This window comes from Syntrophobacterales bacterium (genome assembly GCA_019429105.1).
GTDB lineage: Bacteria > Desulfobacterota > Syntrophia > Syntrophales > UBA5619 > DYTH01.
In genome coordinates this window covers 14,198-30,010 of record JAHYJE010000034.1, presented here as the reverse complement: position 1 = coordinate 30,010, position 15,813 = coordinate 14,198, and the positions used below count along the sequence as shown (strand labels likewise).

Here is a 15,813-nt window from a genome sequence, read left to right as displayed (position 1 = left end):
CTCTCACATTCTGTCATTCCCGCAATGATTTTAAGCGGGAAAACGAAGTTTAATGTTCATAATCTGGTTCTAACTGCTTGAAAAACCGTATTCCCGATAGAAGCATTGTGTACATTAAGCTCCGCTTCCGGGAATGACAAATAGTTTTGCAATTGGCTCAATAATGCAGGCATTTTCACTAAACTTTAACAGAAGGAGATTTCAAATGAAAGATGTTGTAATCGTAAATGGGGCAAGAACGGCAGTCGGCAGTTTCGGCGGCTCGCTCAAGGGCGTCAAGGCAGTCGATCTGGGGGCGCTGGTCATCAAGGAGGCCATCAAAAGGGCCGGTCTCCGGCCTGATCTGGGCGCGGAGATAAATTCTTATCGTCCTGACGTTTTCAAGGATATCAAACAGACAGAATTTCAAAAGAAGTTCTACGATTATTCCGAGGATGCCCAGCCGGTCTATTTCGACGAGTGCATCATGGGAAACGCCCTGACCGGCGGCCAGGGGCAGAATCCGGGCCGTCAGGCGGCGATCTACGCGGGCCTCCCCGAGGAGACCAACGCCATCACCGTCAACAAGGTGTGCGCCTCCGGCATGAAGTCGGTCTCTCTTGCCGCGCAGGCAATCAAGGCGGGCGATGCGGAGATAATCGTCGCCGGCGGCATGGAAAACATGTCCAACGCCCCGTTTGCCCTCCCCGACGCGCGCTGGGGATACCGGATGAGCATGCCGTTTGGACAGATGGTTGATCTGACCGTTTTCGACGGGCTCTTCGAGATCTTCCACGGCTATCACATGGGCATCACCGCCGAAAACATCGCCTCTTTGTACAAAATCAGCCGGCAGGAGCAGGATGAACTGGCGCTTTTGAGCCATCAGCGGGCAATGGCGGCGATCGCCAGCGGCGCCACGGCCGACGAAATCGTCCCGGTCGTGATTCCGCAGAAAAAGGGACAGCCGGTTGTCTTCGCCAAGGATGAACGCCCGATGGAGACATCCCTCGAGAAAATGGCCAAGCTTGCCCCCGCCTTCAAGAAGGACGGGGGAACGGTAACCGCCGGGAACGCCTCCGGGATCAACGACGGCGCCGCGGCCCTCGTTGTAATGTCTGCCGACAAGGCGAAGGAACTCGGACTCAAGCCGCTGGCAAGGATCAAGGGCTACGCCGCAGGCGGCGTTGATACGGCCTACATGGGGCTGGGGCCGGTCCCCGCGACCAGGAAGGTGATGGCAAAGCTCGGCCTGACAATCAAGGATTTTGACATAATCGAGCTCAACGAAGCCTTTGCCAGTCAGGCCATCGCCTGCATGCGGGAGCTGAAGATAACGACGGACAACTGCAATCTGAACGGCAGCGGCATCTCGATCGGTCATCCGGTCGGCTGCACCGGCGCCCGGATCATCTACAGCCTCGCGATGCAGTTGCAGAAGAAAAACCTCCATCTCGGTCTTGCCACGTTATGCATCGGCGGCGGCCAGGGAATGGCCATCGTCCTCGAGCGGGTTTAAAAAGGGGGACATAATACTATTAATAGCCGGGCCTCATCCCGAAAAAAGGGGTTTGTGTCCTTACCAAAAAAGGAGGAAAGGCAGTGGACTACAAAAACATTCTTTTTACCGTCGAAGCCGGAGTGGCAACCCTGGTTTTCAACCGCCCGAAGGCGCTCAACGCGATGAATTCCGAGACGCTGGGCGAACTTCTCGACGCCGTCAACCAATGCAGGGCCGATGAAGCGATCAAGGTTCTCGTCCTCACCGGTTCCGGCGAAAAGGCGTTTGTCGCCGGGGCCGATATTTCGCAAATGCAGAATTTCCGTCCGCAGGAAACGATCACCTTTATGGAGCTGGGGCACGAAACCCTCCGGCAGCTGGAGACCATGCCGAAGCCGGTAATCGCCGCGGTGAACGGCTTCGCCCTCGGCGGCGGCACGGAGATATCGCTTGCTTGCGACTTTCGGTTCGCGTCGGAAAAGGCGATCTTCGGCCAGCCGGAGATCTTGATCGGGATCATTCCCGGCTGGGGCGGCACCCAGCGGCTTCCCCGCCTCATCGGCCTCGGCCGGGCCAAGGAGCTGATCATGTCCGGGGAACAGATCAGCGCCGCCCGCGCCTATGAACTCGGCCTTGTAAACCGCGTCTTTGCACCGGACGCGCTTCTTCCCGAAACACAGAAGTTTGCCCGCAAGCTTGCCGGGATGCCCGGGTTTGCCCTCAAGATGATAAAACACAGCATCAATTTCGGCTACGATCTGGCGCTTGACAACGCCTGCCGCCTCGAGGTGGAATGCTGCGCCCAGTGCTTCAGCACCGACGACCAGAAGGAAGGCATGACCGCCTTCCTCGAAAAGAGAAAACCTGTTTTCACTGGAAAATAGGGACAGAGCCCTATTTCCTGATTTTCCCGGAAAGAATAGGGGCTCTGTCCCTCATAAAAGGAGAATGCTATGAACTTTGCACCAACGGATGAACAGAAAATGGTTCGGGACATGGTCCGGAAATTCGCCGAGGACAACATCCGGCCCGTCGCGGCGGAGCTTGATCGGACGCACCGCCACCCCGAGGAGATCTGCCGCAAACTGGGAGAGATGGGGATTATGGGGGTCGCCGTACCGACGGAATACGGCGGCGCCGGGATGGACAACGTGACTTACGTAATGGCCCTGATCGAAATCTCGAAGGCCTGCGCAAGCGTCGGGGTGATCACCTCGGTCAACAACTCCCTCTACGGCTATCCGGTAAAGACATTCGGCACGGAGGAACAGAAAAATAGATACCTCACCCCCGTCGCGAGCGGAAAGGTTGAGGGCTGCTACGGACTTACGGAATCATCCGCCGGCTCCGACGCCGCCGCCCTCAAATGCCGGGCCGAGCTGAAGGGCGACCGCTACGTCGTAAACGGGGCCAAGATGTTCATCACCAACGGCAATGTCGCCGACTACTGCGTCCTCGCGGCGACAACCGACCCTTCGGTCGGCTACAAGGCGATCATCAATCTGATCGTCGATCTGAAAAACACCCCCGGCTTTCATGTCGGCAAAATCGAGGAAAAGATGGGAATCCTCGCCTCCGGCACGGCGGAGCTCGTCTTCGAGGATGCCGAAGTGCCAGCGGAAAACCTCCTCGGCAAACCCGGGCAGGGCTTCAGACAGATGCTCTCCGGCCTCGATGCAGGCAGGATCGGCATCGGGGCCCAGGCCTGCGGAATCGGCCGGGCGGCCCTTGACGACGCCCTTGCCTATGCCAAGGAAAGGGTTCAGTTCGGCAAACCGATTGCCACTTTTCAGGCGATCCAGTTCAAGCTCGCCGACATGGCGACCGAGCTCGACGCAGCGGAGTTGATGCTGCTGCGGGCCGCCTGGCTCGAAGACAACGGCCTCGATTTTGAAAAAGAGGCGGCAATGGCCAAGTACTACGCCTCGGATGTCGCGATGAAGGCGGCAATCGAAGGGGTGCAGATCTTCGGCGGCTATGGCTACATCAAGGAATACCCGGCGGAGCGCCACATGCGCGACGCCAAGATCTGCCAGATTTACGAGGGGACAAACGAGATTCAGCGGGTCGTCGTCTCCCGGAAGCTTTTGGGAATGAGGTAAAAAAACAATCCCCCCTGGGATAACAACGCACTCCCTCCCCTTCAAGGGGAGGGAGTGCTATCTGGGGGTTTATGTCTCCGGCAGCGCACATACATCCGCCGGCGGTTCTTTTTCCTCCAGCCCCATCGCCTCCCAGACAATCTCCGCGATGTCGAGCGCCACAATGTCCTCTTCCTTTTTGCGATCCTTCAGCCCGTCGGAGAGCATCGTCTGGCAGAAGGGGCAAGCCAGCGCCACGCCGGATACGCCTGCGGCGATCGCCTGATCGGTGCGCATATTGTTGATCCGCTCGCCGATATCCTCTTCCATCCACATCCGCCCGCCCCCCGCGCCGCAGCAGAAGCTGCGCTCCCGGTTCCGCTCCATCTCGGCCAGCGTCAACCCCGGCACCGTCTTCAGAATTCCCCGCGGCTGCTCATAGAGCCCGTTGTAACGCCCGAGGAAACAGGAATCGTGGTAGGCAAAGAGCTTATTTACCGGTTTTTTAAGGGTGATTTTACCTTTGTGGAGTAAATCGGCAATGATCTCGGTATGGTGAAAGACCTCAAAATTGCCGCCAAAGTTTTTATATTCCTTTTTCAGGATGTTGTAGCCATGCGGGCAGGTGGCAATGATCTTTTTTACATTGTAGCCGTTCATCACCTCGATATTCGCCTGCGCCAGGCTCTGGTACAGATATTCGTTCCCGCCGCGCATTGCGGAATCGCCGCAGCAACCCTCCTCCGTTCCCAGAATCCCGAAGCTGACCCCCGCGGTCTGCATGATTTTAGCAAAAGCCATCGCGGTTTTCTTCCCGCGATCGTCAAACGAACCGGCGCAACCGACATAGTACAGATACTCGACGTTGGGATCGTCCGCCAGCGTTTTCACCCCCACTTCCTTCGCCCAGTCGCCGCGCAGATGGGAGCCCATTCCCCACGGATTGGAGTTGTTTTCCATGTTCCGGAAGGTAAGCTGCAGCTCCGGCGCGAACTCCGCCTCGGTGAGCACCTTGTACTGACGCAATTCAACGATCTTGGGAACATGTTCCACATAAACCGGACAGACTTCCTGACAGGCCATGCAGTTGGTGCAGGCCCACAGGGCATGCTCTTCCAGACTTTTCCCGACGATCGCCTCTCCCTGTCTTTCCTCCGCCGGAAGCTCCAGCAGTCTCGCCCCCTCGCTCCAGAGGTGCGCCTTCAACTCCTGGGTCATCTTCCGGGGCGAAAGCGGCTTTCCCGAGAGGTGAGCCGGGCAGACATCCTGACACCGCCCGCAGTTCGTACAGGCCTCGAGATCCAGAAGCTGTTTCCAGTTGAACTCGCGCAACTCCTTTACCCCGAAGCTTTCGGCATTTTCATCCTCGAAATTGGTGATCGGCGCCAGCGCCCCTTTCGGCTTCAGCGAGCGGTAATAGATATTGATGGGCGACAAAAACATGTGCTGAAGGCGTGTCCGGCTGAACATGATGAAGGTAAAAAGCGCCAGCGCCGGCAGCATGTGGATCAGGGTGCGATGCCAGATCAAGAGCTCGTTCAGCGGGGTGCTCGGCAGGATCAGCGCGATTTTGGAAAGGGGATAGCTTACCGGCGCCCAGAAAAGCCAGTTCGGCGGCAGGGCGGCGCCGACAGCGGTGATCCGGTAGGCCTTGACAAAATAACCGGTGAGGATCAGCGTAAGACCCCAGACAAGGATCAGCGTATTGTCAGGCTTCGTTTCGAGGCGCTCCGGCTTGAGGATGTAGCGACGGTAAACCGCCATCAGCCCGCCCGCGATCAGTATCAGACCGCCGATCTCGGCAACGAAGGAGGCGAACAGAAAGATTCCCTGCGGGGGGTTTGTCAAGCCGGTGAGGAATGAAAACAGGCGGGTAATCTTCCCCGCAAAAAGCAGGATCGCCCCCCAGAAGATCAGAAAGTGCATCGTGCCGGGATAGGCCTCGCCGCCAATCCGGCCATTGGCCAACATTACCCGGAGCATCTCCTTCATGCGGACTGACCCCTGATCGGAACGGTCTTCATCAGTGCCGAGATGCCAGAGACGGATATGCTGCCACCTGAAACCCTTGACATAAGCCGCTGCCAAACCGGCAAACAACACCAGGAAGGCAATGATGACCGGCATAAAAACCTTCATTATATAAACTTCCTGACGTTCCCAAAAAAGCCTGTAGAGAGAATCCATCTTACAACCCTCAATAATTTAGATGTGCCCAACCACCCGGGGATAAAATGTAATCAGGTGCGCCACAAAGAAGGTCAGCGCGATGCAAACCACGATTACCACCATCAACCTTATAAAATCAGAGTACTTTTCGTCCAGACCGTAGTCAAAAAGGGCATCCCTTGCCCCATTGACGATGGAGTAGATAAGCCCCGTCAGTACAGCTACTTCCAAGATAATTGCCAATCCCCTGAAAAGCGTCAGTGTTCCCATCGGTTTTTCCTCTAATTGCAATGAACTCGAGGCAATTGCAAAACTCTCACATTCTGTCATTCCCGCAATGATTTTAAGCGGGAATCTGGTTCTAACTGCTTGAAAAACCGTATTCCCGATAGAAGCATTGTGTACATTAAGCTCCGCTTTCGGGAATGACAAATAGTTTTGCAATTGGCTCAACTCGTAAAAACAAGGGGGCAGCCATGAACGCACCCCTTACCCAAAACATTTTCTCGCCTCGGTATCAATTCAGTATGTTCATGGCGATCTGCCTTTCCATCCTGCATTCGGGGCACAGGCCGAAGGGTATTTCCCCTGTACCCGCCGCCCGGGTCTTCTCCTGCAGATGGCGCACCATCGCCGCGGGAAACATCAGAACCCCGCACTCGCTGCACCGGGTCATCTCGTCCTCAAAAACAATGCGTTTATCATCTCTGACGCCTTGTTCCGGGGTATTTTCCAGCGTCAGGCATTTTTCCGGGCAGGCCGTTTCGCAGTCTCCGCAGGCAGTACAGAGAGCGTCGGTGAAAACAAGCCTGTAGTTTTCCTCGTCGTCGTCCGTTATAACCGCCAGCGCTGATTGTTCGCAGCGCAGGGCGCAAAGACCGCATCCGGTGCATTTCTCTCCGTCGATCACCGGGAAAACTTTCTGTTTTGCCCAGGCGCCCAGGAGCAGCTCCCGGCGGCTCAGCTTTTCACCACCAACCCCCACCCTGACCCTCCCCCTGCCAGGGGGAGGGAATTTTTTCTTGTTTACGCCTGCCTCCTCCGTCGTCAAGGGGGGAGGGAATTGTTTCTTGTTCATGCCTGCCTCCTCCGCCGTCAAGGGGGGAGGGAATTGTTTTTTTTTCACGCCTGCCTCCTCCGTCGTCAAAGGGGGAGGGAATTGTTTTTTGTTCACGCCTGCCTCCTCCGTCGTCAAGGGGGGAGGGAATTGTTTTTTGTTCACGCCTTTTCACCTTCGTCATTGGTAACGGGGAGCAGCTCCAAATTTTTCAGCCCCATGATGAAAATCAGCCCCATCAGCGCAAAGATCCCGACCGAAACCATCATTTCTACCGGTGAGGGGAAAAATGTCCCCGCCATGCCCCAGGTGCCTTCGATCTGGCCCGGATAAAGCGGCAGCGGCTGGGCCGTCCCCGGCACCACCAGGGCAAAACGCTCGCCGAAGATGCCGACGACCACGAAAAATGCAGCCGCGAGAACCCATTTCAGCGACTTGCACGTGCGGGGATTTATTAAAATAATCATGGGGATCACATAGGCGCAGACGATTTGCAGCCCCCAGAATATCCAGGCAAACGGCCCCGTCAAAAGCCAGATCACCGCGTCGCGGTGCGGCGGGTAAAAATGGGTCAGCTTGTCAATAAAAACCAGCAGCGTCAAAAAGGCGATCAAGGCCAACAGCAGGCGGCTCAACTGAAAAATGATCGCCTGATCGTACTTCCGCCCGGTAAACTTGAAGACAAAATATATTGCCAGGATGAGGAGCGCCAGACCGGAGACCATCGCCGCCGACAGAAACTCCAGGGGCTTGATCGGGGAGTAGAAGATGGGACGGGTCGCAATGAAGCCGAAAATCGCCCCTGTGCCCATGTGCACCAGCGAAGCCCAGCTTACCGCGACAATCCCCATGATTTTTGTGACTTTCTTGTTCTCGGCAAAGATAAAGCTCAGGTAGATTAGGCTGATCAGGAAATAGCCGCCATAGAGAATCCCGTTGATCGCGAACATCGAACGCATGTTGTTCATCACGAAAAACGCGAAAAGACGCCAGCTCTTCTCCGGCCTGCCCAGGTCGAGGACGATGCCAAGCATCGCCCCGAGGATCAAGACCAGCGCCATAAAGACCGCCAGCCGCGCGATCGGCCGGTACTGCTCTTTTCCGAAGACATAGGTCAAGGAAGAGAGGATAAGGGAGCCGGCGCTCAGACCGATCAGATAAATCGCGAGGATGATCGGCATCCCCCAGGGTACGACGCTGGAGGAGCCAAGCGTGTTATGCCCCACTATGTACATGATAAAGAACCCGGCAACCCCGACTAAGCACAGGGCAATCAGCACCCATTGCAGTATCGCAAAATTACCTGACCGGCCTTCCATCTTGCTGAATGCTAATTTTTGCACATTAGACTCCGTATTCATCGGAAACGACCTCATTTAGGTAAATAATAGACTTTGGGGTGCGTGGAGAGCTCCTCCCTGAGCTGGAAGCTGTCCCGCGACGCCAGCGTTCGGGACACGTTGCTTTTGGGATCGTCCATATCTCCGAAAATCCGCGCCCCGGAGGGACAGGCCTCAACGCACGCGGGAACGACCTCCGTGCCGATCTTCTTCCCCTCTTTCAGACCCTGATCGATGCGGTGGAAACAGAAGGTGCACTTCTCAACCACGCCGTGGGTTCTGGTCGGAAACGGCCAGGGGCCCCATGATTTGCGATCGGGCGGAAGGTCGTGACGGGAGTACTCCTTTTCTTCCTGCTCCTTGCCATTGAAGTTCCGGGCCCCGTAAGGACAGGCGACGATGCAGTACTTGCAGCCTATGCATCTTCTGAAATCCTGCACGATGATTCCGTCCGCCCTTCGATACGTGGCCTCCGCAGGACATACCGTCACGCAGGGGGCCTTATCGCAATGCATGCAGGGCATCGGGATCAGTTCCGTTTTTACCGAGGGGTACCTGCCGCTGGTCGCGGCGATCATCTTGTTCCAGAAAAAATCCCTGCGCTCCTGCTGCTCCTCGGGCGAACCATGCGGGACATTGTTTTCCGCCTTGCAGGCGACCGTGCATGCCTGACAGCCGACACACTTGTCCAGATCAATTACCATTCCCCACCGTGGCATACTTTCAGCTCCTTATCTTAAGCCTTGTAAACCTTGACCCTCGTGTTGAAGAAGGCGGACTGGCCGCTCAAAGAGTCATAATCCAACCCTGTTATTTCATTGGGATTAACGCCAATGCCCGTTTGCCATTTGCCGTAGGACCAGTGGCCCTGGCCGGTCGCCATCGCCACCACCTCCGGATGGATTCCCTCGGAAAATTTGACCTTTGCCCGGATTTTGCCGGCGGCGGACTCCACCCAGACAAAGCCGCCGTTTTTAAGCCCCAGCTTCTTGGCCGTGTCCGTGTTCATCTCGGCGAAAACCTGCCAGCCCACCCCGCACATCGGCAGAAACGCCTCCTGCGCCCACGGGTAATTCTGGCTGCCGTTTTCGACAACCATCAAGGGCTGGTAGGGAAGCAGCACGAGGGGAAAGGCGGATGCCTCTCCTATGAACTTCGGCGCCGCGTAATGGGGCAGGAAGCTCAAGTCGCCCGCCGCCAGTTGCTTCGCGGCAAAAAGCGCCTTCATATTCCCCGAATAAAACTCGAATTTTTTGGAAGGGGTGGCGAACAGCCGCTCATATTTGCGATACTCGTAATCATTCCCGATCCATACCCCCGTCTCGACAAACTCTTTCCAGGACAGAAGCGACGCGGTGCGGTATTTTACAAACCCCTCGGCGTTGTCGCCGAGGCCGACAAAGGCATTGGCGACAACGCCGCCGGTCTTTTTGGCGATTTCAAAAATTACCTCAGGAATCGGCCTGTTCTTACCCCGTCGGGGGATAACGGGCTGCTTGAGTTTCAACTCCGCAAAACCGGAACCGGGAGGCGAAAAATCATACGCCCACTCTTCAAGATAGGTCGTGGCCGGCAGAATGAGATCGGCAGCGAACGCCATTTCGCTTACGAACGGGGCTATATGAACGTAAAACGGGATTTTCCCGAGCGCTTCGTCCCATTTTTCCATCCCCGGGGCAAGCATATTGAAGTTGCTGTTGAAGCCGATCGCCATCTCCACCGGGTACGGTTCGCCCTTGAGCAGCGACTCCGGAATCTGGTTCGTCACCACCTCGGCCAGGGGATATTTTGCGGTTTTTCGTAAATCCAGGGCCGGCTGGCTTTTGCCCTTCTTCACGATTCCATCCTCGGCGATCCCGGGCAGCGGCGAGAATTTGACGCCTTCCTGGTAGATAACGCCGCCCGGGACATCAATGCTCCCGACCAGGGCGTTCAGACAGGCAATCGCGTAGGCGGTGTACGAACCGTTCGTCCAGTCAACCGCTTCCCTGCCGCCGATGGCGATTGCCGGCCTTGTCCCGGCAAACTCCCTTGCCATTTTGCGGATGTCGTCTGCGTCAACGCCGGTAATTTTTGCAACCTCCTCCGGGCTGTACTCGTCGAGCGCCAGTTTTCGGTAGGCGTCAAACCCTGCCGTCCAGCGGCTCACAAAAGCGCTGTCGTAGAGATTTTCCCGAATGATAACATGAGCCAGGGCCATCGCCAGGGCGGCGTCCGTACCGGGATTGATCGGCGCCCACCAATCGGCTTTAGCCGCGGTCAGCGAATAGCGGGGATTGATAACGACGATTTTGGTGCGGTTCGGCTTTTCCCTGCGCATCTTGCCCCATTTGCGGAGCAGCCGGGCCAGTGGCCGGGACGACTCCAGGATGTCCGCTCCGAAGGCGAGGATGTAGTTTGTGTTGTCAAGGTCGTAGGCTGCATCGCCGTAACGGCCGTCAGCCATCCAGTTGCCCGCCTTGAGCGTCTCCGCCTCGAGCGCGTCTCCGGAAACGAGATTGGGCGTTCCGTAGGCCTCCGCAAAGCGGGCGATCAGATCCTCGCTGCTTCTCGTATTAAGACCACTGAAAAGCAGGAGCTTGTGCGGCTCCTCCTTCTGCCGGATCGCCTGGAGACGTCTAACAATTTCATCGAGGGCCTCCTCCCAGGAAACGGGCGCCCATTTAGGATCAACCCCCTTTCCCTTTTGGGCATTTGTCCTCTTCAACGGAGAATTGATCCGCCCCTGATCGTAGAGCACCTGCAGCCCCACGTAGGCGCGGGGGCACACCTTGCCTTCCGAAACGCGGGAAAGCGGGTTTCCGGTGATCTTGACCGCCTTGCCGCCCGTCACCCGCACCTTGATTGCGCAGCGGGCGGGACAGTTGATGCAGGAGGTGTTGATCCATTTTTCGTCAAGCGGCGCGGCAGCGCCCGGGGGAACCGGATCAGAGGAGTGGGTAATGGCGGGTCCCAGTACCTGACCGGCCCCGATGGCGGCGCCGGTCAAAGCCGACAGCTTGATGAAGGTTCTTCTGTCAAATTTTAATCCGCCTGGCTTTTTCTGACTGACAGCATCTTCGCTTTTCATTTGATATTCCTCGGAAATCCCAGGATTAGAAACCCTTCCCCGTTGGGGTGGCGGGGCAAGTAATGCATCTGTTGGTCAATACCCCCACCCTGACCCTCCCCCTGTCAGGGGGAGGGAAGTAAGGGAAGGGCTCCCCCTTCACCATCCAGGGGGAGGGAAGTAAGGGAAGGGCTCCCCCTTCACCATCCAAGGGGAGGGAATTCATTGGCTGCGCAAGCAGTTCCTTGCACGCATCAACGGCTTACGCAGTTTTCGAACCATTAGGGAACTAACTGGTTACGCAAGCAGTTCCTTGCACGCCTTCGTCAGTTCCGGCACCACCTTGAAGAGGTCATCGACGATGCCGTAGTCGGCGCGGGCAAAGATCGGCGCCTCGGCATCCTTGTTGATCGCCACTATGACCTTGGAGGAGCCCATTCCGGCCAGATGCTGGATCGCCCCGGAAATGCCGCAGGCGACATAAAGATTCGGAGAGACGATCTTGCCGGTCTGGCCTACCTGATCGGTCTGCGGTCTCCAGCCGGCGTCCACCGCCGCGCGGGAGGCCCCGACCGTGGCGCCGAGAACATTCGCCAGTTCCTCAATAATTACGTAATTCTCCGGGCCCTTCATCCCGCGGCCGCCGGAGACGATGATGGTTGCCTCCGTCAGATCGACCTTGCCGCTCGCATCCTTCTGCACCTCCAGCACCCTGGTTTTTTGCTTGGCTGCATCCAGGGCCGGGTCAAATTTCACGATCTCCCCGGCCTTCGGATTCTCAACGGCGGGAAAAACGTTCGGCCGGAGAGTGGCCATCTGCGGAAAAGAAGAAATCGCCACCTCGCCGAAGCACTTGCCGGCATACATCGGCCTCGTCAAAAGCAGCTTGCCGTCCACGATCTTCGCGCCGACGCAGTCCGTCCCCATGCCGGTGGCGAGTTTTCCCACCAGGCGCGCGGAGAGGTCCCTCCCCTGGGTCGAAGCGCCGAGCAGCAGGATCGACGGATCGTTTTCCTTGACAATCTTCGCTACCGCCGCCGAATGGGCGTCGGTCGTGTAGGGTTCGAGCTCGGGCGCATCCGCCACAAAAACCTTGTCAACTCCGTACTTCGCCAACTGTCCGGCGATCCCCTCAATCCCCGAGCCGCAGAGAACCGCGCCTACCTCTTCTCCCAGCTCGTCCGCCAGCCTCCTGGCCGTGCTGGCCAATTCAAAGCTGATCTTGCGGAGGGCGCCGTCCCTCTGCTCTGCAACAATCCATACCCCTTTTGCCATATTTCCATCCTCCATTTATTAGGAAAATTAAATAACCTTCGCCTCTTCCCGCAGCAGTCGGGCCAGTTCCTTTGCCTTCGCCGCCGGATCGTCCCCGCAGACTATCTTCCCCGCGGCGCGCGCCGGCGGAGGCACAAATTTGACAACCTTCGCGTTTGCCGCAGGCGTTACGCCCAGGGCGGCGGCATCTTTCACGTCAACCGGCTTCTTTTTCGCCTTCATGATCCCGGGAAGCGAGGCGTAGCGCGGTTCGTTGAGCCCCTTCTGGGCGGTAACAAGACAGGGGAGTTTTGCCTCGATCAGCAACTGCGCCCCTTCAATCGGCCGGATGACCTTGATGGCCCCGTCGGCATAATCAAGTTTTGTAATAATCGAAACCTGCGGAATATCAAGAAGATCCGCCAGAATCGCGCCCACCTGCCCCTGGTCGCCGTCAATCGCCCGCTGTCCGCAGAAGATGATGTCCGGATTGAGATCCTTTAGCGCCGCGGCCAGCGCGGAGGCCGTCGTATAGGCATCAGCCCCGTCAAAAGCCGGGTCGGAGATATGAATCCCCTTGTCCGCACCCATCGCGAGGGCTGTGCGGATCGTTTCCATCACCCGCGCCGGTCCCAAGGAGATTACGGTAACCTCGCCGCCGTTTTTCTCCTTCAGACGGAGGGCCTCTTCCACCCCGTATTCGTCATAGGGGTTCATGACCCATTTGATGCCGCCCTCCTCAATGCCTGAACCGTCGGCCTTTACCCTGATCTGCGCTTCCGTATCCGGAACCTGTTTTACACATGCAACAATATTCACATTCTCCTCCTTTTTGTGACGCATCGGGACAACCGTCGTCGTCCTTTCGTGCATCCTCTAAAAAATTAGTTGCTACCTCTTGAGGCAATTGCAAAACTCTCACATTCTGTCATTCCCGCAATGATTTTAAGCGGGAAAACGAAGTTTAATGTTCATAATCTGGTTCTAACTGCTTGAAAAACCGTATTCCCGATAGAAGCATTGTGTACATTAAGCTCCGCTTTCGGGAATGACAAATAGTTTTGCAATTGGCTCTCCTAATTTATTTTACATTTAAACACAATCGATTTGCGTCCCGCCTGTTTCACCCCCAACACTTCTACAGCCTGTTCTTGATCAGATCATTGACGACCGCCGGATCCGCTAGCGTGCTGGTATCGCCGAGGTCCCCGATCTCGTTGGCGGCGACCTTCTTCAAAATCCGCCGCATGATCTTGCCGCTCCGGGTCTTCGGAAGCCCGTCCGCCCACTGGAGCTTCTCCGGCGTCGCTATGGGGCCGATGACATTGCGCACATGCACGACCAGTTCCTTTTTCAGCTCGTCCGATTTCTCTATTCCCGCCTTCAAGGTCACATACGCGTAAATAGACTGCCCCTTGATCTCGTGCGGATAACCGACGACGGCGGACTCGGCGACCTTCTCGTGGGAGTTGAGCGCCGCCTCCACCTCGGCGGTTCCCATCCGGTGGCCGGAGACGTTGATCACGTCGTCAATGCGCCCGGTAATCCGGTAATAGCCGTCCTCGTCCCGAAGCGCGCCGTCCCCGGCGAAATAGTAGCCGGGAAAAGATTCAAAGTAGGTCGCTTCGTACTTCTTGTGATCGCCGTAGATTGTCCGGGTGATGCCGGGCCAGGGCCGCTTGATGCAAAGAGCGCCGCGGGCGACCGTTTCCTTGAGTTCCGCGCCGCTGGTGTCGTCAACCAGGGCGGGAACCACCCCCATGATCGGCAGCGTCGCCATCGCCGGCTTGATCGGGATCGCGCCGGGCAAAGGAAAGATCATGAAGCCGCCCGTTTCCGTCTGCCACCAGGTATCGACAATCGGGCAGAGCCCCTGGCCGATGACGTTGTAATACCAGAGCCACGCCTCCGGATTGAGCGGTTCGCCGACCGAGCCGAGAATCCTGAGCGACGACAGGTCAATCCCTTCCACCCACTGGTTTCCTTCCCGGGCAATCGCGCGGATCGCCGTGGGCGCCGTGTAGAACTTCGTCACCCGGTATTTTTCGACGATCTGCCAGAAGCGGCTGTAGGTCGGGTAGTTGGGAACCCCCTCGAACATCAGCGACGTGCCGCCGTTGCACAGGGGGCCGTAGAGAACGTAGCTGTGACCGGTCACCCAGCCGATGTCGGCGGTGCACCACCAGATGTCGTTTTCATTGATGTCGAAGCCCAGTTTATGGGTGTAGGCGATAAAAAGCAGATAGCCGGCGGTGGTGTGGAGCGCGCCCTTCGGCTTGCCGGTGGAACCGGAGGTATAGAGGATAAAGAGTGGATCCTCGGCGTCCATCCATTCCGGTTCGCAGACGTCGGAGACCTGCTCCATCTCCTCGTGCCACCACAGATCGCGGCCGGGCGTCCAGTCGATTTTTCCCAGTCGCTCGCCGACCCTCTTTACCACGATCACATGCTCGACCGACGGGCATTCCGCAAGCGCGGTATCGGCGTCTTTTTTCTGCGGAACGGCCTTCGCCCCGCGAAACGAACCGTCGCAGACGATCAGGATTTTCGCCAGCGAATCCTTGATCCGGACGGCCAGGGCGTCGGGGCTGAAGCCGCCGAAGACGACGGTGTGAATCGCACCGATCCGGGAGCAGGCCAGCATCGCGATTCCCGCTTCGGGGACCATCGGCATGTAGATGCACACCCGGTCTCCCTTTTTAACCCCTCGTGATTTAAGGACATTGGCGAATTTCGAGACCTCCCGATGGAGCTCCCGGTAGGTTATTTTCCGCTCCTCCCCCGGCTCGTTACCGACCCACAAAAGCGCGGTCTTATCGCCCTTTTTTTCGAGGTGGCGGTCAAGACAGTTGTAAGAAACATTCAGCTTCGCGCCGGCGAAATACTTGACGCTGATCGGCCCCTTGCGGATGTCGAAATTGTAATCCTCAACCTTCTCCCACTTTTTAAAAAAGGACAGATATTCATCGGCCTGTTTCGCCCAGAAGGCGGGAGGATCACTGAGAAATTCCCGGTAGAGCGCCTCGTATTCCTCCCTGCTTTTGATATACGATGCTTCCGTAACCCTTGCCGACGGTGGATAAACCTGCTCCAACTGTGTTTTTTTCGCTTCTTCCATGGCATCCTCCTATATAAAAGGTTGTACCAGACGACAGCGTTTTGTCAAAAACACGCCCCGGAAATTCCCGGTCGCCCCACGCCCTCCCCGACCGAGGTAAGTTTTTACGTCCCCTGACAGTCAAACGAAATCACTGTTGCATGGCGCTTCAGCGACCATGAACGACAGTCACTATTTGACCATAAGTCAGAAACACGCCCTATCGGCATTATCTCAAGGTACAGCCGATGTCAAGAAATATTTCCTCCCGCAACTGCGCTTCGAC

Annotated in this window: 13 protein-coding genes; 4 read left to right on the top strand and 9 right to left on the bottom strand. The window is 57.0% G+C overall.

Annotated features, from left to right (window positions below):
• Window positions 1-205 precede the first annotated feature (205 nt).
• From K0B01_11475 to K0B01_11465, 3 genes are all read left to right on the top strand, one after another.
• Entirely contained in the window at window positions 206-1,498 is a 1,293-nt protein-coding gene (locus tag K0B01_11475; protein MBW6486757.1) for an acetyl-CoA C-acetyltransferase, read from the top strand.
• 83 nt (window positions 1,499-1,581) lie between these two features.
• On the top strand, window positions 1,582-2,364 hold the full coding sequence (locus tag K0B01_11470) for an enoyl-CoA hydratase/isomerase family protein (protein ID MBW6486756.1): 783 nt from the start codon (window positions 1,582-1,584) through the stop codon (window positions 2,362-2,364).
• Between the two features lie 69 nt (window positions 2,365-2,433).
• Window positions 2,434-3,582, top strand: coding sequence for an acyl-CoA dehydrogenase family protein (locus K0B01_11465; protein ID MBW6486755.1), 1,149 nt, complete (start codon window positions 2,434-2,436; stop codon window positions 3,580-3,582).
• A gap of 69 nt (window positions 3,583-3,651) precedes the next feature.
• Here the strand turns inward: K0B01_11465 and K0B01_11460 are convergent, their stop codons facing one another.
• From K0B01_11460 to K0B01_11450, 3 genes are all read right to left on the bottom strand, one after another.
• Window positions 3,652-5,700, bottom strand: a complete 2,049-nt coding sequence (locus tag K0B01_11460; protein ID MBW6486754.1) for a 4Fe-4S dicluster domain-containing protein — start codon at window positions 5,698-5,700, stop codon at window positions 3,652-3,654.
• Between the two features lie 66 nt (window positions 5,701-5,766).
• Window positions 5,767-6,000 (bottom strand): hypothetical protein, encoded by a 234-nt coding sequence (locus K0B01_11455; GenBank protein MBW6486753.1) that lies wholly within the window; start codon window positions 5,998-6,000, stop codon window positions 5,767-5,769.
• Window positions 6,001-6,247: 247 nt separating this feature from the next.
• The gene (locus K0B01_11450; GenBank protein ID MBW6486752.1) at window positions 6,248-6,715 is read right to left on the bottom strand and encodes a 4Fe-4S binding protein; all 468 of its coding nucleotides are present in this window, start codon (window positions 6,713-6,715) and stop codon (window positions 6,248-6,250) included.
• Window positions 6,716-6,752: 37 nt separating this feature from the next.
• Here K0B01_11450 and K0B01_11445 point away from each other — a divergent pair, with 37 nt between their 5' ends.
• Window positions 6,753-6,977 (top strand): thiovarsolin family RiPP, encoded by a 225-nt coding sequence (locus K0B01_11445; protein MBW6486751.1) that lies wholly within the window; start codon window positions 6,753-6,755, stop codon window positions 6,975-6,977.
• On the opposite strand, the gene nrfD is transcribed toward K0B01_11445, so the two are convergent.
• The 6 genes from nrfD to acs all read right to left on the bottom strand — a co-directional run bounded on the left by nrfD (window position 6,949) and on the right by acs (window position 15,548).
• Window positions 6,949-8,148, bottom strand: a complete 1,200-nt coding sequence (gene nrfD / locus K0B01_11440) for a polysulfide reductase NrfD (protein MBW6486750.1) — start codon at window positions 8,146-8,148, stop codon at window positions 6,949-6,951. The two genes, K0B01_11445 and nrfD, sit on opposite strands and share 29 nt — an antisense overlap.
• Before the next feature lie 11 nt (window positions 8,149-8,159).
• Window positions 8,160-8,846 (bottom strand): 4Fe-4S dicluster domain-containing protein, encoded by a 687-nt coding sequence (locus tag K0B01_11435; protein MBW6486749.1) that lies wholly within the window; start codon window positions 8,844-8,846, stop codon window positions 8,160-8,162.
• A 17-nt stretch (window positions 8,847-8,863) separates the two neighbouring features.
• Window positions 8,864-11,197 (bottom strand): molybdopterin-dependent oxidoreductase, encoded by a 2,334-nt coding sequence (locus K0B01_11430; GenBank protein MBW6486748.1) that lies wholly within the window; start codon window positions 11,195-11,197, stop codon window positions 8,864-8,866.
• Between the two features lie 276 nt (window positions 11,198-11,473).
• Entirely contained in the window at window positions 11,474-12,451 is a 978-nt protein-coding gene (locus K0B01_11425) for an electron transfer flavoprotein subunit alpha/FixB family protein (GenBank protein ID MBW6486747.1), read from the bottom strand.
• Between the two features lie 27 nt (window positions 12,452-12,478).
• Window positions 12,479-13,249, bottom strand: a complete 771-nt coding sequence (locus tag K0B01_11420; GenBank protein ID MBW6486746.1) for an electron transfer flavoprotein subunit beta/FixA family protein — start codon at window positions 13,247-13,249, stop codon at window positions 12,479-12,481.
• A gap of 319 nt (window positions 13,250-13,568) precedes the next feature.
• A complete protein-coding gene (gene acs, locus K0B01_11415; protein MBW6486745.1) occupies window positions 13,569-15,548 on the bottom strand; it encodes an acetate--CoA ligase in 1,980 nt (659 codons plus the stop codon).
• Between the last annotated feature and the right edge of the window lie 265 nt (window positions 15,549-15,813).

What these genes read in the sequence shown, in the direction of transcription:
- nrfD (MBW6486750.1), bottom strand. Translation starts at nt 8,148, where the DNA reads ATGAATACGGAGTCTAATGTGCAAAAATTAGCATTCAGCAAGATGGAA.
- K0B01_11465 (MBW6486755.1), top strand. Translation starts at nt 2,434, where the DNA reads ATGAACTTTGCACCAACGGATGAACAGAAAATGGTTCGGGACATGGTC.
- K0B01_11475 (MBW6486757.1), top strand. Translation starts at nt 206, where the DNA reads ATGAAAGATGTTGTAATCGTAAATGGGGCAAGAACGGCAGTCGGCAGT.
- K0B01_11455 (MBW6486753.1), bottom strand. Translation starts at nt 6,000, where the DNA reads ATGGGAACACTGACGCTTTTCAGGGGATTGGCAATTATCTTGGAAGTA.
- K0B01_11435 (MBW6486749.1), bottom strand. Translation starts at nt 8,846, where the DNA reads ATGCCACGGTGGGGAATGGTAATTGATCTGGACAAGTGTGTCGGCTGT.
- acs (MBW6486745.1), bottom strand. Translation starts at nt 15,548, where the DNA reads ATGGAAGAAGCGAAAAAAACACAGTTGGAGCAGGTTTATCCACCGTCG.
- K0B01_11425 (MBW6486747.1), bottom strand. Translation starts at nt 12,451, where the DNA reads ATGGCAAAAGGGGTATGGATTGTTGCAGAGCAGAGGGACGGCGCCCTC.
- K0B01_11430 (MBW6486748.1), bottom strand. Translation starts at nt 11,197, where the DNA reads ATGAAAAGCGAAGATGCTGTCAGTCAGAAAAAGCCAGGCGGATTAAAA.
- K0B01_11460 (MBW6486754.1), bottom strand. Translation starts at nt 5,700, where the DNA reads ATGAAGGTTTTTATGCCGGTCATCATTGCCTTCCTGGTGTTGTTTGCC.